Origin of the sequence: Paenibacillus sp. FSL R7-0312 (assembly GCF_038004445.1) — a bacterium.
In the GTDB taxonomy this organism is placed as follows: Bacteria; Bacillota; Bacilli; order Paenibacillales; family Paenibacillaceae; genus Paenibacillus_AQ.
Map to the genome: position 1 here is coordinate 4,818,177 of NZ_JBBORE010000001.1, position 20,834 is coordinate 4,839,010.

17 protein-coding genes are annotated in these 20,834 nt (G+C 51.1%); 14 read left to right on the forward strand and 3 right to left on the reverse strand.

Annotated features, from left to right (window positions below):
- Window positions 1–107: 107 nt before the first annotated feature.
- Window positions 108–389: a hypothetical protein gene (locus MKX70_RS21210; protein WP_039298880.1), complete on the forward strand. Its 282-nt coding sequence runs from the start codon at window positions 108–110 to the stop codon at window positions 387–389.
- 133 nt (window positions 390–522) lie between these two features.
- On the opposite strand, the gene MKX70_RS21215 is transcribed toward MKX70_RS21210, so the two are convergent.
- Window positions 523–1,869, reverse strand: a complete 1,347-nt coding sequence (locus MKX70_RS21215) for a TrkH family potassium uptake protein (protein ID WP_340785826.1) — start codon at window positions 1,867–1,869, stop codon at window positions 523–525.
- A gap of 150 nt (window positions 1,870–2,019) precedes the next feature.
- On the opposite strand from MKX70_RS21215, the gene MKX70_RS21220 reads away from it, so the two are divergent.
- From MKX70_RS21220 to MKX70_RS21230, 3 genes are read left to right on the forward strand one after another with little or no spacing between them, the layout of a single operon-like run.
- Complete coding sequence (locus MKX70_RS21220) at window positions 2,020–2,379, forward strand: VOC family protein (RefSeq protein ID WP_340785828.1); 360 nt, start codon at window positions 2,020–2,022, stop codon at window positions 2,377–2,379.
- 58 nt (window positions 2,380–2,437) lie between these two features.
- Entirely contained in the window at window positions 2,438–2,872 is a 435-nt protein-coding gene (locus MKX70_RS21225; RefSeq protein ID WP_340840658.1) for a GNAT family N-acetyltransferase, read from the forward strand.
- A 16-nt stretch (window positions 2,873–2,888) separates the two neighbouring features.
- Entirely contained in the window at window positions 2,889–3,407 is a 519-nt protein-coding gene (locus tag MKX70_RS21230) for a GNAT family N-acetyltransferase (RefSeq protein ID WP_340840659.1), read from the forward strand.
- 111 nt (window positions 3,408–3,518) lie between these two features.
- Here MKX70_RS21230 and MKX70_RS21235 read toward each other — a convergent pair whose 3' ends face one another.
- The gene (locus tag MKX70_RS21235; RefSeq protein ID WP_340785834.1) at window positions 3,519–4,841 is read right to left on the reverse strand and encodes a hemolysin family protein; all 1,323 of its coding nucleotides are present in this window, start codon (window positions 4,839–4,841) and stop codon (window positions 3,519–3,521) included.
- 115 nt (window positions 4,842–4,956) lie between these two features.
- On the opposite strand from MKX70_RS21235, the gene MKX70_RS21240 reads away from it, so the two are divergent.
- From MKX70_RS21240 to MKX70_RS21260, 5 genes are all read left to right on the forward strand, one after another.
- On the forward strand, window positions 4,957–5,721 hold the full coding sequence (locus MKX70_RS21240) for a DUF1836 domain-containing protein (protein ID WP_340785836.1): 765 nt from the start codon (window positions 4,957–4,959) through the stop codon (window positions 5,719–5,721).
- 82 nt (window positions 5,722–5,803) lie between these two features.
- A complete protein-coding gene (locus tag MKX70_RS21245) occupies window positions 5,804–7,015 on the forward strand; it encodes an MFS transporter (protein ID WP_042242629.1) in 1,212 nt (403 codons plus the stop codon).
- Window positions 7,016–7,691: 676 nt separating this feature from the next.
- Window positions 7,692–9,341: a TerB N-terminal domain-containing protein gene (locus MKX70_RS21250; RefSeq protein ID WP_340840660.1), complete on the forward strand. Its 1,650-nt coding sequence runs from the start codon at window positions 7,692–7,694 to the stop codon at window positions 9,339–9,341.
- 8 nt (window positions 9,342–9,349) lie between these two features.
- Window positions 9,350–10,669: an ATP-binding protein gene (locus tag MKX70_RS21255; RefSeq protein WP_340840662.1), complete on the forward strand. Its 1,320-nt coding sequence runs from the start codon at window positions 9,350–9,352 to the stop codon at window positions 10,667–10,669.
- On the forward strand, window positions 10,666–12,867 hold the full coding sequence (locus tag MKX70_RS21260; protein WP_340785842.1) for a DEAD/DEAH box helicase: 2,202 nt from the start codon (window positions 10,666–10,668) through the stop codon (window positions 12,865–12,867). The genes MKX70_RS21255 and MKX70_RS21260 overlap by 4 nt, the downstream gene beginning before the upstream one ends.
- A gap of 149 nt (window positions 12,868–13,016) precedes the next feature.
- Here MKX70_RS21260 and MKX70_RS21265 read toward each other — a convergent pair whose 3' ends face one another.
- Window positions 13,017–13,853: a class I SAM-dependent methyltransferase gene (locus MKX70_RS21265; RefSeq protein ID WP_340840663.1), complete on the reverse strand. Its 837-nt coding sequence runs from the start codon at window positions 13,851–13,853 to the stop codon at window positions 13,017–13,019.
- A gap of 566 nt (window positions 13,854–14,419) precedes the next feature.
- Between MKX70_RS21265 and MKX70_RS21270 the strand changes: the two genes are divergently transcribed.
- The 5 genes from MKX70_RS21270 to MKX70_RS21290 all read left to right on the forward strand — a co-directional run bounded on the left by MKX70_RS21270 (window position 14,420) and on the right by MKX70_RS21290 (window position 20,778).
- Window positions 14,420–15,793: an extracellular solute-binding protein gene (locus tag MKX70_RS21270; protein WP_340840664.1), complete on the forward strand. Its 1,374-nt coding sequence runs from the start codon at window positions 14,420–14,422 to the stop codon at window positions 15,791–15,793.
- A 171-nt stretch (window positions 15,794–15,964) separates the two neighbouring features.
- Window positions 15,965–16,855 (forward strand): carbohydrate ABC transporter permease, encoded by an 891-nt coding sequence (locus MKX70_RS21275; RefSeq protein WP_039301056.1) that lies wholly within the window; start codon window positions 15,965–15,967, stop codon window positions 16,853–16,855.
- 18 nt (window positions 16,856–16,873) lie between these two features.
- On the forward strand, window positions 16,874–17,698 hold the full coding sequence (locus tag MKX70_RS21280) for a carbohydrate ABC transporter permease (RefSeq protein ID WP_042236710.1): 825 nt from the start codon (window positions 16,874–16,876) through the stop codon (window positions 17,696–17,698).
- 93 nt (window positions 17,699–17,791) lie between these two features.
- Window positions 17,792–19,570, forward strand: coding sequence for a cache domain-containing sensor histidine kinase (locus MKX70_RS21285; protein ID WP_042236709.1), 1,779 nt, complete (start codon window positions 17,792–17,794; stop codon window positions 19,568–19,570).
- Complete coding sequence (locus MKX70_RS21290; RefSeq protein ID WP_042236707.1) at window positions 19,567–20,778, forward strand: response regulator; 1,212 nt, start codon at window positions 19,567–19,569, stop codon at window positions 20,776–20,778. The genes MKX70_RS21285 and MKX70_RS21290 overlap by 4 nt, the downstream gene beginning before the upstream one ends.
- Window positions 20,779–20,834: the final 56 nt, after the last annotated feature.

The following is a 20,834-nucleotide window of genomic DNA, read 5'->3' on the forward strand; positions in this document are numbered from 1 at the left end:
CCGCCGGATGAAAAAAGTCAATTACAGCGCAAAAGGAAAGGAATTGCTTACATATCAATGTTATACTGAATATTGTGGGCATGATCAGATGAAAGGAAGGAAAGAGTATGAACCTAGAAATCACCAAGGCAGAAATGAAACGCGTAGAGGATAGAAGTTTTGTCGGGAGAACGGTGTTTACACTGGAGAATCACAGCTCCCCTTATGAGATCACTTTCTTCAGTTCACGGGGAACCGAATGGGATTACAGCCTGAGCTTCGCCGGTGAACCGGGAAGTGAGGAGCAGTTCCTGGAGGTGGATGCCCTGCTGGAGAATGATGACGATGTTTACAATCAGCTGCTGGACGCGGCACTCGACACTCAGGAGATTCCGGAGGAAGAAGCTTAGAACCTTTTCCGGATAGCCTTGTCATACAATAGCCTTTCTATGTACAGCCTTTCATTAAAAAATGCGACTCCGTTCCGGCAGAATAACTTTGCCGCACAGGGTCGCATTTCACATTTCACAGGTAACGCAGAGTTTAGCCGATGGTAATATTGCCTTCAGGGTACCGGTAGAGTTCCTTACTGTTCTTAGGTTTGAGTGCATAAGCAAGTGTAAGCGGTCCTGTCCGGCCGACAAACATCAGAATGATCACCAGTATCTTACCGATTGACGTAAGCTCCGTAGTCAGTCCCATAGTGATACCTGAAGTTCCGAAAGCGGACACCGCCTCAAACAGCACAGTCAGAAAGTCCGCGCTCTCCGTCACCGACAAAAGCATGGTAGAGATCAGCACCAGCATCAGTGACAGCAAGGTTATTGTAATTGCCCTGTAGACATTCTCTTTCGAGATCCGGTGCCGGAACATGACAATATCATCCTTGCCCCGGAGCTTGGCGTAAGCGGTACTGGCCAGAATCGCAAAGGTGGTGATCTTGATCCCGCCGCCGGTGGAGCCCGGAGCTGCACCGATAAACATCAGCAGAATCATCAGGAATTGTGTGGATTCACGCAGGAGCGGAATCTCAATGGTCGTCACGCCGCCGGAGCGGGGCGTTATGGCCTGAAGGAAGGAGGCCATAATCTTGCCTCCGGCATGCAGCGGTTTCAGCGCAGCGTTCAGCTCCAGCCAGAAGAAGATAGCCGCGCCGATGAGAACGAGTGCAGCAGAAGTGGTAAGCACCACTTTGGAATGGAGTGTCAGACGCTTGCGCTTGGGAAAGTCTATCACGTCGGATAATACGATAAAGCCGATACCTCCGAGGAAAATTAGCAGCATCGAGGTGATATTTACAATCGGGTCCTCTACATAACGGGTTAGTCCGCTGAAGGGGCCATGAACATCACCGAACAGATCAAACCCCGCGTTATTGAAGATTGAAATGCTATGGAATACTCCGTAATACGCTGCTTTGCCAAAAGGCATGTCCATCATAAATCTCGCGGCCAGCAGAACGGCCCCGGTCAGCTGAATCACCAGCGAGTAGATCAGCACCCGGCGGATCAGCTTCACGATACCTTGTATTGAATTCTGGTTCATGGACTCCTGCAGCAGCAAGCGTTCTTTCAGCGAGATCCGTTTGTTCAACACTAGTGTAATCAGGGTTGCCATTGTCACGAATCCAAGCCCGCCGAACTGGAACAAGACAAGCAGTACGACCTGTCCAAAAGTCGTCAACTGGGTTCCTGTGTCGATGACAGCAAGTCCGGTTACGCAGGTAGCTGAGGTTGCCATAAACAGCGCATCAATGAAAGTAATTCTCCCGCTGATAGAGGCTGCCGGAAGAGACAGAAGCAGGGTGCCGGCAGCGATCAGCACCATAAACCCGAGTGATAGTATTTTGGGCGGGGTCAGCCTGAGATACCCAAAGGATAAGTTAGCCAAGTCTCATTCTCCTGACATCTGGATAGGATCTGACAAAATTATAGCATAACTTATATTCCCGTCATCAAAGCGGCAGGAAATTGACATATTTTATCGAAATGATTAAAGGCTCTACCTACTACTGTACTTTTAGAGGAGGCTCTACTTGCTGTGACAAGTCCCATAAGGAATCAGGTTGGCGCTGTCTTCATCCCGGTTAGTGATATCGAAAGGTCCAAAAACTGGTATTGCAGCTTGCTTGGACTGCCGCTTGACGGTGAAATTTTGTTCGGGCATCTGTATGACGTGCCAATGCAGGGTCCGGGAATCGTGCTGGACAGCAGAATTTTTACAGCCGAGGCTGTGCTGAAGGTGCCGTCCTTCCATCTGCTTACCGACGATATTGATGCTGCCTTTGATTATGTCAAAGCCAGTGGAGCAGAGATTCTTACAGATATTGAACATGATCACTGGTTTAATTTCAAAGATCCGGACGGAAATGTGCTGATGATTTGCCGTTTAATCAATTAATTAATTGAATTAACTATATTAATTAATGTTGTTAATTATAATACAGGGAGTATTGTGAATGATACGAGAAGCCACACCGGAGGATGCCTCCGGCTTAGAGAAGCTGTACCGGATTCTGCTGCCGGAGCACACAGATATCCAAGTGTCACCGCAAAGAATTAGTCAAATTGCCAATAATCCGGACAGCCTGCTGATCGTATACGAAGAAGACGGGGAGGTAGCAGGTACGTTACATCTGCACTTGTGCATGGATGCGCTTAGCGGTGACCGCCCGTTCGGGGTCATAGAGCGTGTTGTAACTGCCCCGCAGCTGCGCGGTAAGGGAATAGGTGCCTCCATGATGAAATGCGCCGAGGAAGCTGCTGCAGCCAGGGGTGCACTAAAGGTGATGCTGTCCAGCAAGAGCTGCCGCACGGATGCCCACCGCTTCTACGAGCGTCTGGGGTACGACGGAGAGGGAAGCAAGCTTTTCAAAAAATACATACCGGTCTAAATGCAGGAGGAATGACATGGACATTACACTGAGGGAACTGATTCCTGAAGACGCCGCCGCACTCTTAAGTCTGCAGCACCGGCTGGATCAGGAAACTTCGTACATGCTGCTTGCATCCGGAGAGAGGCAGACCGGAATTCCGCAGGTGGGAGAGATGATTGCAAGCTTCGGGAATGCACATACTTCTATCCTAATCGGAGCCGAAGCAGACGGTGAGCTGGCGGGCTACCTGTCGGTCAGAGGAGGAAGCGTCAGCCGCAATAAACACAGTGCCTATATTGTCATTGGCATCCTGAAGCAATATCAGGGTATGGGAATCGGCAGCGCATTATTCCATGAGATAGATTTGTGGGCGAAGCGGAGCGGTATTGTACGTCTGGAGCTTACGGTAATGAAGCATAATAAGCGGGCTATAGCGCTGTATACGAGGTATGGGTTTGAGATTGAAGGCGTGAAGAAAAAGTCACTGCTGGTGGATGGGGAATGGGTAGACGAATATTATATGAGTAAAATATTTGACCCCGCCTCTATATAGTTAATGGTATTAATTATGGGTGTGATTACATTAGTATTCACTAAACTATGCAAGAAAGGCGCTTCCCTGGGGAAGCGCCTTTCTGTATTATTTGCAGCGTATCTAGCCGCTTTAGTCGCTGTGTACTGCGGAATCTTCGGTGACCGGAAGATCAATCTGAATCTCAACCTTACGAATACGATGGCGGTTCATCTCACGCACAGTCAGAGTGACATGCTCATACACATGGCTTTTGCCGACAACCGGCTCTTCCAAATGACTATACAGCCATCCGCCGATGGTAGTGACTTCGTCGTCGTGGAAATCAAGCTTGGTGAGATCCTTGATCTCCAGGAGAGACACGTTGCCGTCGAACAGATAATGAGTCTCGCTCAGCTTCTCCACATTTCTGCGTTCATCCCCGTCGAACTCATCGCGGATCTCACCGACGATCTCCTCAAGGATGTCTTCGATCGTAATTAGGCCGGAGGTTCCTCCGTATTCATCCAGCAGCAGGGCGATATGCACGCGCTCCTTCTGCATACGGGTCAGCAGGGTTTTCACCGGCGTGACTTCCGATACGGTAAGCAGAGGCAGGATCAGGCTTTTGAAATCAAAATCAGGATTGTTGTCATATTGCAGGTACAGCTGCTTCGTATTGATCATGCCGATGATATTGTCTTTGCTGCCGTCTGCCACAGGGAAACGTGTATACTGCTCCTTGCGGATGATAGCGATATTCTCCTGCAGCGAGTGGTCGGTGAATAGACATACCATATCCGTCCGGGGAACCATAATTTCTTTGGCCAGCATTTCATCAAAGGTGAAGATCCGGTTCACATATCCGTATTCCGCTTTGTTGATTTTGCCGCTCTCATAGCTCTCGGACAAGATCAGGCGGATCTCGTCTTCACTGTGGGCATCGCCATGTTCACTGGCCGGCTTCATTCCGAACATACGGACGAGCAGGTTGGCGGAACCGTTCATGATCCAAATCAAAGGGTACAATACTCTGTAGAACCAAATAATCAGCGGTGCGGTAATCTGACCGATTTTCTCCGGAATGTTTATAGCGGCCGTCTTCGGTGCAAGTTCACCGACAACGACATGCAGGAATGTGGCGATAATGAAGGCCAGTGCAAAAGCAATAGGCTCACTAACGCTGTGGCTCAGGTTCGTCAGGTCAAACAATGGTATCAGCAGCTGCTCAAATGCAGGCTCTGCCAACGCCCCGATCCCGAGTGCAGTAATGGTGATTCCAAGCTGACAAGCAGACAGATATCCATCGAGGTTAGCAGATACCCGCTGTACTGCTAGCGCATTCTTCTTCCCGTCGAGTACCATCTGGCTTACCTGGCTTCCTCTTAATCTCACTACTGCAAACTCCGTTGCTACAAAAAATGCGGTTAAAATAATCAAAATTGCCACGAGCGTCAAACTAAGTCCTATACCCATATAATCTTTACCATCCCTTTCGTCCCTAAAATAGGTTATACTCATATTATGAGTTCACATGAACCTATTGTACGAACTTTTGGGTGAAATATCAAATGGTGGAGGGTTGCCATCTATGGAAGCATTTACACTTAGCCGGATAGAGATGTCCGGACTACTACTGTCTCTAAGCCAAAACTCGGAGCGGAAGCCGCTCCATATTCTGCAGGAAGCCTGGATCAAGTTCCACCGTGAAGAGGTGAGGGAGGGGACGTCATTGCCGGCTTTTCTCTCTACGGATATTCCCCCGATCCTGCAGAAATTGATCAAAGGCAGCGGCATCAAAGGGTTATCCCTTGGTGAAATCGCCTCGCTCGGCAGTCTGATTGAGTATTCCACATTATCTGTTACGGCTATGCAGAACTGGGTAAAGCGTGACTTCAAGGAATATCTCGGGGCGCCGCGTGAAGGGAAGAAGTATTCCATTAATCAGGCTGCGCTTCTATTTATAATTGATGATCTCAAGGCTGCGCTCGATTTCGAGAGTATCCGCCAGCTCTTCCGGATGCTGTTCCTCGCACCTGAGCGCGATGATGATGATCTGGTTGAACCGGCACAGTTGTATCACGGGTATGCAGAGCTGTTCGAAGAGATCAAGACCCGTTCCCCGATGGTGCAGGGACAAGCTCAGCCTGGTAACCCCAAAGAGTATTTGCTGAAATCCGACAGTGCGCTCAAATCGGCGATGGACGGAATGATGAAGCGGCTCAGCCATCTGACCAGATCACAGCGGGATGCCGTACAGAATATGCTCCTGATCGCTGCCATATCGGTTCAGACCTGTTATTTTCAGGCGATGGCCCGGCAATATTTCAATGCGGTGTTATTCCTTGATTTTTGAACCGTCCGATTCTAGAATGTGTAAGTGACACTAGTCTCACTCCGAGACTTAGCGGGAATCAGGGAAGAGGGTGCTTGTTATGATGAACCAAATGTCGATGCTGCAGAATCCGAAGCAAAGAAAACTGCTCTTCAGTGCAGGACTCAGCTGGATGTTCGACGCGATGGATGTGGGGATGATTTCTTTTGTGGTGGCTGCGCTGGCCAAGGAGTGGGCGCTGGGACCGGAGAAGATCGGATATTTAACCAGTATTAACTCGGTGGGTATGGCGGTGGGAGCGGCTGCGGCCGGGATTCTTGCGGACCGGTTCGGCCGCAAATCCGTATTGCTGTGGACGCTGCTGATCTTCTCCATAGCAAGCGGCCTGTCGGCATTCGCCGCAGGGTACGTAATGCTGTGTGTGCTGCGCTTCATTGCCGGCTTCGGGCTGGGCGGTGAGCTGCCGGTTGCTTCCACGCTGGTGTCGGAGAGCATGCCGGTCAAAGAAAGAGGACGGGCCGTCGTGCTGCTGGAGAGCTTCTGGGCGGTGGGCTGGATTCTTTCAGCGCTGATCGCTTATTTCGTGATTCCGGATTACGGCTGGCGGATTGCCTTCGCGATTGGTGCAGTCCCGGCGCTCTATGCGCTCTACCTGCGTAAGGCGATTGATGACTCGCCGAAATTCGCCGAGATCAAGAAGGCTCCGGTATCTCTGCGGAACCGGATTAAGGCAGTCTGGTCAGCGGAATACCGCCGTTCAACGATTATGCTGTGGATTCTGTGGTTTACGGTTGTATTCTCCTACTATGGCATGTTCTTGTGGCTGCCGACAGTTATGGTGCTTAAGGGCTTCAGTCTGGTCAAAAGCTTCGAGTATGTGCTGATCATGACGCTCGCCCAGCTTCCGGGATATTTCACCGCCGCTTATTTCATCGAGAAATTCGGCCGGAAGTTCGTGCTCGTGATCTATCTGCTGCTGACAGCGGTCAGCGCGGCCTGGTTCGGGAATTCCACAACCGAAGGTATGCTAATGGCAGCCGGGATCTGCCTCTCCTTCTTCAACCTGGGGGCATGGGGCGGGATGTATGCATATACACCGGAGCTATATCCGACTACCATCCGTTCAACAGGTGCAGGACTTGCAACCTCTTTCGGACGGATCGGGGGTATTATTGCACCTACACTGGTCGGGGTGATGGTGGGGAATTCGGTCGCGATCAGCACGATCTTCATGCTGTTCTTCGTGACGATTATCATTGGTGCAATGGCCGTGCTGTTCCTGGGGAAGGAAACGAAGGGTACAGAGCTACTCTAAGTTTAACTTGAAAAATCATCAGGAGTTATACTCCAATCAGGCCAGCCGGAGCTTCCGGCTGGCCTTTGTTATGGTTATAGCCAGTTAAGTTCGTGAAACGCGCGATACAAAAAACCACCCGCTATGCGGGTATAGGGAATCCTCCACTATTGCAGCCCATAGGGTGAATATAGTATATTCTTAAGGAAGACACAAACGAACGTTCTCATTGTCCGGCAGTGCGGTGACAGACACTCTAATCTAGGATCTTGAGCAGCCAGTCTCTCAAGGTCTTTTTTGAAATATACGCCAGCATGGATATGTTTACGCCTGCCGAAACGGCGGTTACCATCCCTTAGAACGCAGAGAAGCAGTTTCTGCCTAATGCTTGGGAAATTCAGGGAGTTATAAATCTTTACCTCGCATGCGGACTGAGAAGCGCTTATTTCATCAAAAAACCACGTAAAACTGCCCAAGCGGACTGAGAAGCGCTTATATTGTTCATTCGATCCTTAAATGGGGGGTGGCCGTTCATTTAAGGGATTCTGAGTCCGCTTCATCGTCAAATTTGCTTAATTTGTTCAAATAGCGGTTTTTCAGTCCGGCTTGCCATTTGACGGAGTGTGCTGCATCACCGTCATAAGTCATATGGTATACTGGTAAAAATTATTATGGCACACAAATGGAGCGGGTAAGTATGGCTAAAGACAGGCAGGGCCTGCATTTCACGGAGCTGGTCTGGGAGAGCACGGAGCAGAATATGGAAGTTCCGCCGCGCAGCTCTGCAGAAGCGGTTATACCGAAGCCTCCGGAAGGTCCGGGCAAGAAAAAAACGTCTCAATATAATACAGTACAGCTCCAGTTATGGGATATGGAAGAGACGCAGGAGCCGGTAACCACTACGGAGAGCCAGTTTGTCCAGCGGGCCCGGGAGCTTGCGGATCATAAGGAGCCTGCGGCTTTATTTGTCCCGTTCAAGAGCTATTGGCCGACTTACGGCCATATGACAGGTGCGCAGAGCCGGTGGTATTTCTTCTGGCGGGATGAAGTCCGGCAAGGAAGATACCCGAAGACCGACCTCTCCTATATTTTTCTGCATATATATGAGCTGATTAACGGTGTGGGCTGGGACGAGCCGCAGGATGGCTGCCGTCAGCTCGGCTTGCTCTGGGAAGCCTACCGTGACAAGTATAAACGTCTGGATCAATACCTTGGCGGATGGATTGCGGATTTCTCATTCGTGCATAAGCTGGATATCCCGCTCTCGGAGATTGTCATCCGTACACGCGGGCTTGCAGGGGATCTGGCCGAGCTTGAGCTTGTCCGCTGCCTGTCTGCTGCCCCGGAGCAGCTTAGCATCGAGGTACTGAGTGTGATGTCGGATTATGATATCAGCAAATCGAAATTCTATACTGGTGAAGGAAAAGCTGCTGCGGAAAAGTACATCCCCCAAGTAGTGGCTCTAATTGATACGTATGTCGCGCGGAAGCACGGCTCGAATCTGATCACAATGTTCCCGCCCGGTCCTCCTGTTGTCCGTGAGCGGTATTTGTTCCGCAGCGCAGTATATGATATCTCACTCTATGGCTACTCTGTTCTTGTACCTGTCGTACGAATCAGCAAATCGCCTCCGCTGCGCAGCCTGATTACACGCTTATTCCGGCTGACCGAGAACAAGCTGCGGGCGCTTATGGGTTATCGCGGACGGCTCAAGGATGTCAAAGTTGATGCTGACATGGAGGCCTTGGTGACCAAGTTCCTGCAGCGTGAATTCCGCAAGGCGGAGCAGGAGGAGAAGGGTCCGGCAGTTGTGATTGATCAGCGGAAGCTGGAACAGCTGAAGAATGACTCCGAGGTGGTGCGTTCGCTGCTCACGGTGGAGGAAGCGCTGGAGAAGGATGATGGAACGGATTGGGGCATTGAGACATTGGACGAAGCTGAACCGGGAAGTGTCGCGGTTGCGGCTGGTTCCAGGTCAGAGGAGACAGCGGGTGAAGGAGAGCCAGCGGTTAGAGTAAGTGACGAAGAGAAGCTGGACATTATTGTGGAAGAACCTGCTGTGCAAGGACAAGCAGATTCTCCGCTGCCAAATATTGATGGCGAAGCGGACAGCTGGACGTCCTTCGCTTCTGAACTGAGTCTGCTGCAGCGGGAAACGTTGCTTGCGCTGGCGGAGGATGAAGGCCTGGCGAAGGTGAACCGGCTGGCAGCGGGCGGCGGAACCATGGCAGAGCTGCTGTTCGATGAGATTAATGAACTTGCTATGGATAGTCTGGGGGATCTCGTCATCGACGGTGAAGAGCTGACCGAAGAATGTATATCCATGCTGCACTATATAAAGAGGTGAAATCAGGAATGAACCCACTCAAAATACCGAAGCGGATGACCACCGCGCTCGTCAACTCGCTGACAGCGGGAGTTGTGCCGCGTATCGGTCTTGAATATATTGCCGTCGGCCGCCGGCCGGAGGTTGAAGCCATTCTCCGCGATATGGATAACATAGCCGAGGGCGGAGCCGCCTTCAAGCTGATTACGGGCAAATTCGGCAGCGGCAAAAGCTTCCTGCTGCAGATTATCCGCAATTACGCGATGGACCGAGACTTCGTGGTCGCGGATGTGGACTTGTCGCCGGAGCGGCGGCTCGTGGGTACGAAGGGGCAGGGGCTTGCCACCTACCGTGAGCTGATGAGCCATCTGTCGACCCGGACGCGCCCCGATGGCGGGGCACTGGAGATTATGCTGCAGAAGTGGATTATGTCTCTGCAGCAGGCCGTCATGCAGGAGAAGGGATACGGGCCGGATGCGCTGGAGCTTGGTGAAGAAGTGGAGCAGCGGATCTATGCGGTTGCCTCCGAGATGCGCGGGCTTGTGCATGGCTTCGACTTCGCGAAGGTGTTGGCCTCTTACTGGAACGGGCATAAGCTGGCCGATGACGCACTGAAGCAGGATTCGCTGCGCTGGCTGCGCGGCGAGTTCGCAACCCGCACTGAAGCGCGCAAGGCGCTGGGCGTGGGCGTGATTATCGATGACGACAACTGGTATGATTATATGAAGCTATGGGCGGAATTCACCGGGGCTATCGGCTATAAGGGGTTGCTGCTGTTCATCGATGAGGGAGTCAACCTCTACAAGATAACCAACAGCATTTCCCGCCAGAGCAATTATGAGAAGCTGCTGACTATGTTCAACGATACGATGCAGGGCAAGGCAGAACGGCTGGGGATCTTCGTCGGCGGCACACCGCAGTTCGTAGAAGACCACCGGCGCGGCTTATTCAGCTATGAGGCACTCCGTTCCAGGCTGGTAGCCGGGCGGTATGCGGGTGCCGGACTGAACAACTTCACCGGGCCGATCATTGCCCTGGACATGCTCTCCCATGAGGAGATTCTGATTCTGCTGCAGAAGCTGCGGGACATTCACGCGCTGCACTACGGGTATGAAGCCAGACTGACGCAGGAGCAGCTGGTGCATTTCATGGAAGAGGCTGTGAACCGGCTGGGTGCAGATGAGCTGCTTACCGCGCGTGAGGTCGTGCGAGACTTCATGGATCTGCTGCATACGCTGAACCAGCATCCGGAAATGTCGTTCGAGAAGCTGGTCGGGGAGCGGACTCCGCGGCCTGCCGAGACCGGGCAGAATGAACTGGACGGATTCCTGGCGGAGTTTGACCTATGAGTGATAACCCGTTCTACCGGCTCGCTCCGTTCATTAAAGAATTCATCTACAAGAACCGCTGGGATACGCTGCGTGAGGCCCAGGTAGATGCGTGCCGGGTGCTGTTTGACACACCGCATCATCTGCTTATCGCTTCCGGGACCGCTTCGGGCAAGACAGAGGCGGCTTTTTTCCCCGCGCTTACGGAGCTGTATGAGCGTCCGTCCGCATCGGTAGGTATTCTGTATATCGCTCCGCTGAAGGCGCTGATCAACGATCAGTTCACACGGTTAAATGATCTGCTGCGCGAAGGGAATATTCCGGTCTGGCACTGGCATGGCGATGTGCCGCAGGCGGATAAGACGAAGCTGATGCAGAACCCTTCCGGGGTGCTGCAGATTACACCGGAATCGCTGGAGGGTCTGCTGATGAACCGTCCGAATGCCATCCCGGCGCTATTCCATGATCTGCGCTTCATCGTAATCGATGAAGTGCATGCCTTCATGGGGGCAGACCGCGGCATTCAGGTGTTGAGCCAGCTGGCCCGGATCTCGCGGATGGCTGGCTGTCATCCGCGGCGGGTGGGTCTGTCCGCAACGCTGAGCGACTACGCCTCCGTCACGGAGTGGCTGGCGGCGGGCACGCGGGAGAGCGTGGAGGTCAGTGCACCGCAGGGCGGGCGCAGGCTGCGCCTGAGCGTCGAGCACTTTTCTTTCCCGGATGCGCGGAATGAGGAAGAAGCCGAACACCTGGAGCGGGCGCGACAGGCTTATTACGGCTTCATCTACGACCATACGCATGTGAAGAAGGCCTTGATCTTCACGAACAGCCGCACGGACGCCGAGGAGGCGATTCTGGAGATGCGGCGCATTGCCGCTAAGCGCGGCGAGCGGGATGTCTTCCATGTGCATCATGGAAGCATCTCCGCGATGCTGCGCGAGGAGACGGAGGCCGCGCTCCGCCAGGGTGCGGGGCCGGCTGTGGCTGCAGCGACGCTGACGCTGGAGCTGGGGATTGACCTGGGCGAGCTGGAGCGGGTGCTGCAGCTCGGCGCGCCTTACAGCTGCGCGAGCTTCGTGCAGCGGCTGGGCCGCTCGGGCAGGCGCGGGGACGCCGCCTCCGAGATGATCTTCGTCACGCCCGAGGAGGAGGACGAGGAAGCGCAGCTGCCTGCGCGGATGCCGTGGACGCTGCTGCGGGCCATTGCCGTTATCGAGCTGTACGTGCGCGAGAAATGGGTCGAGCCGCTGGTCGTGCGCCAGCTGCCGGTCGGGCTGCTCTATCATCAGACGATGAGCATCCTGAAGAGCATGGGGGAGGCGGAGCCGGAGGATCTGAAAGAGGCGGTGCTGAGCCTCCCGTCCTTCCGCAGTATTGATCCCGCTGATTATGACGCCTTCATGGAATACATGCAGGGCATGGGCCACATTGAGAAGATGGATGAGGGGAGTCTGCTGATCGGCATGGCGGGGGAGAAGATCGTCAACAACTTCCGTTTCTATGCGGTATTCAAAGACGATGAAGAGCATGTCGTCTATAATGGCACCGAGGAAATCGGTTCAATTACTACAGTGCCACCTCCGGGCTACTGCTTCACCCTGGCCGGCAAGCTGTGGAAGGTGGAAGAGGTAGATAACCGCCACAAGGCGGTCTATGTCAAAGGATCGCGGGGCAAGGTAGACACCTTATGGCTTGGAGCCGGAGGAGATGTCCACACCCGGATTATGACGAAGATCCGCGAAGTGCTGGGATCGACAGCCTTGTATCCGTATCTTGCGCCAAGCGCGGCCGCCAGATTGGAGCGGGCCCGCAGGCTGGCCAAAGAGAGCGGATTGCTGACGCGTTCTGTCCTGCCTGCCGGAGGCGACTCCATGTTCATCCTCCCATGGGCGGGCAGCCGGCAGTTCCGTACGCTGGAGCGCCTGCTGAAGAACAATCTGAAGGGACCGCTTGGTCTGCGGTCCGTCGTACCGATGGAACCTTATTATATGGTTGTCGCCGGCAAGGCGGATGCAGAGACGCTGGAGGAAGAGATTATTGCCGAAACCGCCGCAGCTACGGATGCTATTTCCCTGCTCGGACCGGATGAGGCACCTTACCTCGGCAAATACGATGAATTCATCCCGCATGATTTGCTGCGCAAAGCTTTTTCGCTCGATGGGCTGGATGTTCCGGGATTGCTTAGCGTGATTAAACAGTGGAAGCAGCCGCCAGCATAATTGATATAGTAATAATCAAATAGCGGAGGTAAACTGGTTTTCTTGTAGCCCAAAGCAAAGGGGGGGCTGATTGGTAACTCATTTATACAACAAGAAGCAGCCGATCCTAACGTGATCGGCTGCTTCTGTTGAACAATTAGTGGCGAAATTTATAACTTTTGCACCACATAGATGAGATTCATTCCACAATCAAGAGTGCCCGGTAATTTGGTAAACGCAAGTTCTTGTTCGACAATTAGCTTCCAAAAATCTTTGTCGTTGCGAGCCTTTTCTAAAGCAGAATCTCCTGCTTGCGTAAATAAACCAGCGGAGCTTCTCTCTTGAATTCTTACAGGAAACTGAGCAAATAAAGCATCCATTTCGGTGCTCCTCATCATATGGATGTAATGCTTGCTTTCAACGGGATAATGTTCTTCGTCTTGAATACCTGTATCAAAAATCCATCTTGTAGCTTCAAGCCCGAATTGGTCTTTTTCATACCTGATACCTTCAAGATAATAAAGCGAAGCTCCAATGAAACTCATGGACCCAACGATCAGTACACCATCCGGTTTTAATACTCTTAGAATTTCTTGTATTCCATCTTTCTCTTTGTCCAAAAGATAATTGATTACGCCACCTATACAGACAACGCAATCGAAAGAAGAATCTTCAAAAACACTCATATCGAGAACATCTAGTACATGGTATGCCTTTATTCTGTCAATCAGTGATAGCTCGAGCATTTTGGACTTATTGAACTCCATTTGATGACTAGATATATCTGTAACAGTCAATTCAGCACACATTTGAACGATATCCTTTGTATATCTTCCTGAACCCGCACCAATTTCTAAAACCTTATTGGTTAGTTTAATGTAACGCTTCAAAATATCAAAATGCACCTGATATAAAAGTTCGCCATGCCCATCTTTTTCAAGTCGTGTCCATTCACGGTCACCATAGTTATCATATCGGCTTCTTGGAATTTCGGGGTTGTAACTCATAAAAGCATCTCCCTTTAATTTTTGATTTTATAATCGGGGTAATATCACTAATATCGCTTTCACTCATACAACCACCTCCTAAGAAAATATGAATTGTCTCCCGCTTGTAACCCATTATACTAAAACTTGCCACGATTATAACCCTTAATATTCCAAAAGCACTAATAATGTAGCATTGCTGAACTCAAGAAAACATAAAGACCGGGTATTCGGACGGAAAATAACCGCCCTCATCATTCGCTTAGCATGTCGAGGGCGGTCAATATCTTAAATGTTTGACGGGGATATCGACTCTGTGTGAACCCGGCCTTCACCAGCCATTGCATTTCATGATGGACGCTGGCTCCATGAGCAAGGCCGACAAGCTCGAACTTAATTTGGAATGAATACGCGGATCATTCGCCAATTCCGACGATGAGCAGATGTTAGAGAAAAGGTTAGACGATTAGGGTGCTTAAGTGGGGCATACCTAGAAAAAACAAACCTTTATTCTGTAGTTCCTACCTTGTTGGAAACGCTTCACCGGTTGATAATAAACATATCACGAACACAGGGGGCATCAATTAATGGTCAACAGAAAAATGAAGCAATCCGCTACCATCGCTTTCACCGCAGTTATGGCGTTAAGCCTTGCAGCATGCGGCAACTCGAACAATAACGCAAACGACGGCGCCAAGAACAACGCCGCACCGAACACAACAGATAGCGGAAATGCCGCAGCAACAACTGCACCAAGCGATAAGAAAGTAACAATTACCTTCCAGAACATCTATCCTGACCCTGCAACACCAGCTTACAAAATGATCAACGAGCTGAGTGAGCAGTATCAGAAAGACCATCCGAATGTAACAATTGAACTGGATACGCTAAACACAGACCAGCAGAAGGTGAAGCTCAAGACACAGGCTGCTTCCAAAGAAGTGCCGGACATCACCATCGTTAACCCGGCTGCACAAATGAAGCCTTTCGTAGATGCAGGATTATTCGCACCGCTGAATGATATGCTCGAACAGAACGGCCTGAAGGACACTTATCAGGAAGGCCTGCTCGACTACTACAGCTTCGACAACAATGTGTATGCGCTGCCTGACGGAAACAACATCGAAGTCGTGTACTACAACAAAGACCTGTTCGCACAGGCAGGAATTGCTGCTCCTCCGACAACCTTTGAAGAATTGCTCCAGGATGTCAAAATCCTGAAAGATAAGGGAATTACCCCACTGGCTATCGGTGAAAAAGATTCCTGGACCGGCTCGTTCCTGTTCATGAACATCCTGCTCCGCACCAACGGCGGCCCTGGATTCCTGCAGGATGTGCTTGACGGCAAGAAAACCTTCGAAGATCCTGCATTCGTAGAAGCTGTAGAAGCATTCCAGCAACTGGTTCAAGCTGGTGCATTCCCGGATGGAGCTACCTCCATTGATGCCAATGCCGGCGGTAACATCTTCAAAACAGGTAAAGCAGCCATGTGGTCGATCGGATCTTGGGAAACAGGCGCAATTGACGCATCCCCTGTAGCCGGTAAAGTTGGAGCTTTCCAATTCCCTACAGTGAACGGCAAGGGCGATCCTAACGAATTCATGCTTGCACCAGGCAGCGCATTTGCCGTATCTGCAAACAGCGAACACCTGCAAGAAACCAAAGACTTCCTGAACTACTTCGCTTCCGAATATCCTAAGAAACAGTTTGAACTGAAAAATGCTGTAGGTATCGGTCAAAAGGTAGACGGCGACCTCAAAGCTGCCGGTTACTCTGATCTGGCTGTTAACATTGCCGGCCTGTTCAACCAAGTTAAAGGCGGCGACCTGGCGTTCGATAACACGATGAACCCTGCAACAGCTCAAGTTCACCTCAGCAGCATTCAGAACCTGTTCGTACAGAAAATGGATTCCGCTGCAGTGGCGAAAGAGCACCAGGCTGCATTTGAAGCCAACAAATAGGCAATAAGCCATACGCTATAGGCAACCGTAAAGCTGTCCTTCTCGATGCGAAGCAAGCTGATCCAGGCTTCTTCGCATCGAGTTTATCATGAAGATTTTCAATGTAAATATCGTGAATATCGTGAATATCGTAAATAGACAAAGAATCTGCTTGTTTAGGAGGCGGGAAAGATGAAAGTACTTAAGGTGCCAGCACGCACAATAGCCGTCTTCATACTGCCATGTCTGCTCTTGTACGTGTGCCTTGTGTTTGTTCCCATACTGGTATCATTATATACGGGCTTATTGAAGTGGGACGGTCTTACTACTGCGGAGTTTATTGGTTTAGGCAATTTCAAAGATATGTTCTTCAATGATCCTGTGTTCTGGCCTTCCGTACGAAGAACCCTGCTGTATGCAGTAGCTTCCATGCTGGAAATTCCACTTTGCTTAGGAATGGCTATCCTGCTTAACCGTTATCTCAAAAAAGCCAACACACTGGTGTCGATCTACTTCACACCGGTTATCCTGTCGGTTGTTATCATTGGACAACTCTGGAAGACCATCTACAACCCTACTTCCATGGGAGGCATGCTGAACGGCGTGCTGGTGTCACTGGGTCTTGACAGCTGGACTCACAACTGGCTCACCGAGCCGAACATCGCCATGTATTCCCTTTATCTGGTATCCCTCTGGCAGTTCTTCGGCTACCATCTGCTGATCCAGTATACCGGCGTGCAGAATATTCCTGATGAGCTATATGAAGCGGCCAAAATTGACGGAGCAGACGGTTTCAAAGCGGATCGTTATATTACCCTTCCGCTGATTGTTCCGATCTTCAAAATATCGATTATCCTGGCGTTTATCGGCTCCCTGCAGGCCTTCGATCTGGTCATGGTCATGACAGGCGGCGGTCCGGCGCATGCGACGGATGTCATCTCAACCCATATGTATAACAGTTCCTTCATGTCCTTCAAGTATGGATACGGCAGTGCGATCGCAACGTTCCTGGTTGTTGTCTGTCTCATCTTTACCGGAGTGATCAATACCATCTTCAATAAACTTGAGAAAAAATACAACTAGGAAAGGAGTGCGCGAATCATGCGTAAATTAAAAAAAGGAATCGTGTATCTTCTTTTTGCCATCCCTGTGGTCACCCAGCTATACCCGCTGTTATGGCTGCTTCTTTACTCCTTGAAGACCAATGAAGAAATTTTGGACGGCAGCTTCTTTTCCTTCCCGAAAAAATTTCAATGGCATAACTACTACGAGGCTTATACCTCGGGCAGCTACTTGAAATACTTGTCCAACAGCGTATTTGTTACTGCGTTTACGATGATCTGTGTCATCCTGCTGGCCTCAATGGCTGCTTATGCAATCTCACGGTTCCGCTGGAAATACGGTAATCTCGTGATGACCATCTTCCTGATGGGGATGATGATTCCGATGCAGGCCACCCTGCTGCCTCTGATGATTATTTTCAAAAACATGCATATCCTAAATACTCATTGGTCGCTGATTCTGCCTTATGTCGCATTCTCCACGCCAATCGCCGTCTTTATCCTAAGCGGATTTATGAGAGCTATCCCGCATGAGATTGAAGAGTCGGCGTTCATCGACGGAGCGAGTGTGTACCGGATCTTCCGCAGCATTATTCTTCCGGTGTCAGTGCCACCGGTAATGACGGTATGTATCCTGACCTTCATCAACATCTGGAACGAGTACATCCTGGCGGCAACGTTCATCTCGTCCGAGAAGCTCAAAACCCTGCCATTCGGGGTCTACACCTTCGTCAGCCAGTATTCGGTCAACTACGGCAACATCGGTGCATTCCTCGTTATGGGCGCGCTGCCGGTTATCCTGATCTACTTCTTCCTGTCCAACCAGATTACTAAAGGCATGGTGGCAGGGGCTGTCAAAGGCTGATCTGCAGAATTATTAATTCACGCGTTGCATATAAAATTAGGTTAGATTTATAATAGGAAACGGCAGGACAGGGTGTTGAAAGGAGAGAGTCCTATGAAAAGCGGCTTTCATTCCATCCATCATCGGTTGTTCTTGCTGTTTCTTTTTTGCATGTCCAGTATTCTGCTTATTGTCAGCTTGCTGTACTATAACCGGACTACGGACCAGTTGCATGAGAAGATCAGTGATTTGTCGCAAAAAAACGTCGCCCAGACCGCAGGGTTGTTCACACTCCTCTACAAGGGCTATGATGCATTGTCCAAATCGCTCAGCAATAACTTCGAGATGATTCGTCTGATTAATGAGAAAACCGATGGGCCGGCGGTGGCTTATATTAATGAGCAGACCGTGACGAATATCATCGGCTCGATTTTTTACTCACGGGATGACCTGGTGGGCATTCATGTGATTACAGACAGAGGGAAGATTTATAATTACGGGAATTATATGAACGTGGTCGATCCGGATTACGCCGATGAAGACTGGTATCACCAGTTGCAGGCCTCGTCAGGTAAAATGGTCTGGCTCGGGGTGTACCAGCATTCCCTGATCGATCAGGTGGAAGACAGCCCGGTGTTCGCCTTCGGCCGGCAGATTTATGATCTGAATGAGCATAAGCCGATCGGGATTGTGCTGTATGAGACGAATCCGCAGCCGGTTCTGGATGCCCTTGAGAACCTGAAGCTCGGTGAGCACAGCCAGGTGTATCTGATGTCTCCGGATGGACGTTTTGTCACTTCTGCTACAGATCCGACGCCGGACGTCTCCAATCTGCCTATGCTGCCGACTTCGCAGAATGTGATGGTTGAGCAGCAAAGCGACCGGCTGGTCGTAGCCTCCAAGCTGTCTTTCTCCGGCTGGTGGGTGATGAGTATTACCCCGGACAAGGATTTGAATGTAGAGCTGATTGAGATGAAGCGTTATTTGTTGATCGTCATCTCGGCACTGGTTATTGTCTCAACGCTGATTGCCTCGATCGTATCTCAGACCATCTCCTCGCCGCTGAAGAAGCTGATCCGGGAGATGAGGCAGGTAGAGGTCGGTAACTTCCGCGGAATGGTCAATGTCTCCTCCTATCAGGAGATTAATATTCTAGTGGCTTCCTTCAACCGGATGGTCCGGCGGATCGAGGAGCTGATTGAGCGCGTGAAGCTCTCGTCCGTCAGTGAGAAGAATGCTGAGCTGCATGCGCTGCAGTCCCAGGTCAATCCGCATTTCCTGTACAATACCCTCGATATGATCTACTGGATGCTGGATGAGGAAGGCAATGAGCAGCTGGGTGAGCTGGTCTTGTCCCTGTCCTCGATGTTCCGTTACAGCAGCCAGTGGGAGGATGGGGCGGAAGTGAGCCTGCGCGAAGAGCTGGAGCAGATTGGTCATTATCTGAAGATTATATCGATCCGGCTGGAAGGCCGGCTGCAGATTATTACGGAGATCGATGAACGCTGGCTGGACATCCGTGTTCCCAAAATGACGGTCCAGCCAGTAATTGAAAATGCCGTCAAGCACGGTCTGGAATCACTAGGCCGGCAGGGTATTCTGAAGGTATATACCAGAGAAGAAGGTTCCGTTCTTAGACTGATTGTGGAAGACAACGGAAACGGAATGAATGAGGAGCAACTGGAAACGCTCCAGGGCTCACTGAACGGGGACAATCCGGGTCCGGGCCCCAAGGAGAGCGGCAAAAGCGGTATCGGCCTGCAAAATCTGCACCGCCGGCTGCAGTTCATGTTCGGAGAGTGTTACGGTCTGCAGATTCAGAGTTTCCCCGGAGAAGGGACACAGGTTGCCATCGTGCTGCCGATTTCAGTGGAAGGAGATCAGACTACGTGAATATTCTTATTGCCGATGATGAACGGGTCATCCGTGAAGGCATCAAGCGCACCATTGGGCAGATTAGCCCGGAGCATCAGGTATTCGTGGCCGCGCGGGCGGAAGAAGCGGTTAAAATTATGGAAGAACAGCGCATCCACATTGTGCTGACTGATATTCTGATGCCGGGAATGAACGGCCTCGAATTCATGAAGATCTCGAAGCGCCGCTATCCGTATGTGAAATGGATTGTCATCTCTGCCCATAGCGAATTCTCCTATGCGCAGGAAGCAGTCCGGCTGGGTGCGAGAGACTATCTGCTTAAGCCGATTGGCAAAACAAAGCTGACGGAGCTTATTGATAGCCTAACGACGGAAATCCAGCAGGATAATAATATTTCGCGGCAAGGCGAGCGGCTGAAGGCCAGTCTGAGATTCCTCCGCGAGGGGGTATTCCAGCGGCTGGCTTCGGGGCTGGATATCGGGAATCTGGATATTGAGCCTTTTATTGAAGATTACAACCACTTCTATCTGGTAATGGTCCAGCTGGACCCGGGTGACAAAAGCGTCCGCCTGGAGCATTTCATCGTCGAGAATGTGCTGTCTGAGCTGATCGACCTGCATGGACGGGGATTCGTTGTCAGCTATGACCGGCAGAGTCTGCTTGGCCTTATAACGCCGGGTGAGAATGTCCGGGTGGAGCTTTTCCAGGAAGAGGTCAAGGCTCATTTGACGCATTATCTGAAGATTCCTTTCCAGATCATCCACTCCGGGCTCAGCTACGACTTCAACACCGTGCCGCAGGTTGTGAAGCGGATGCGGGAGGCTTCGGCCTCCCAGGCGCTTGAACTGGAGCCGTTGAAAGGCAGCGGGGAGAAGGCCATAGATGTTGCGCTGCACTATATCAAGGAGCATTTCTACGAGGATCTGTCTCTGGAGAAAATGGCTTCGGTGGTGTTCCTGAATCCGGCGTACTTCAGCCAGCTGTTTAAGCAGAAGACGGGGCAGGGCTATAAGGAATATGTAACCTCCCTGCGGCTGGAGCAGGCTAAGCTGCTGCTGCTCAATCCCAAGCTGAAGCTGGCTGAAATTGCTGAACGTGTCGGTTATCAGGACATGCGCCACTTCACGCAAATGTTCCGTAAGAAATTTCAGCTTACACCAACGGAATACCGTCAGCAGGAGAGCATCAACATACTCATGAGCAGGGGTACTCCGCCGCAACAATAAAAGGAAGCTGGCACTGGTTATCGAAACCGGTGTCTGCTTCCTTTTATTAATTTTTC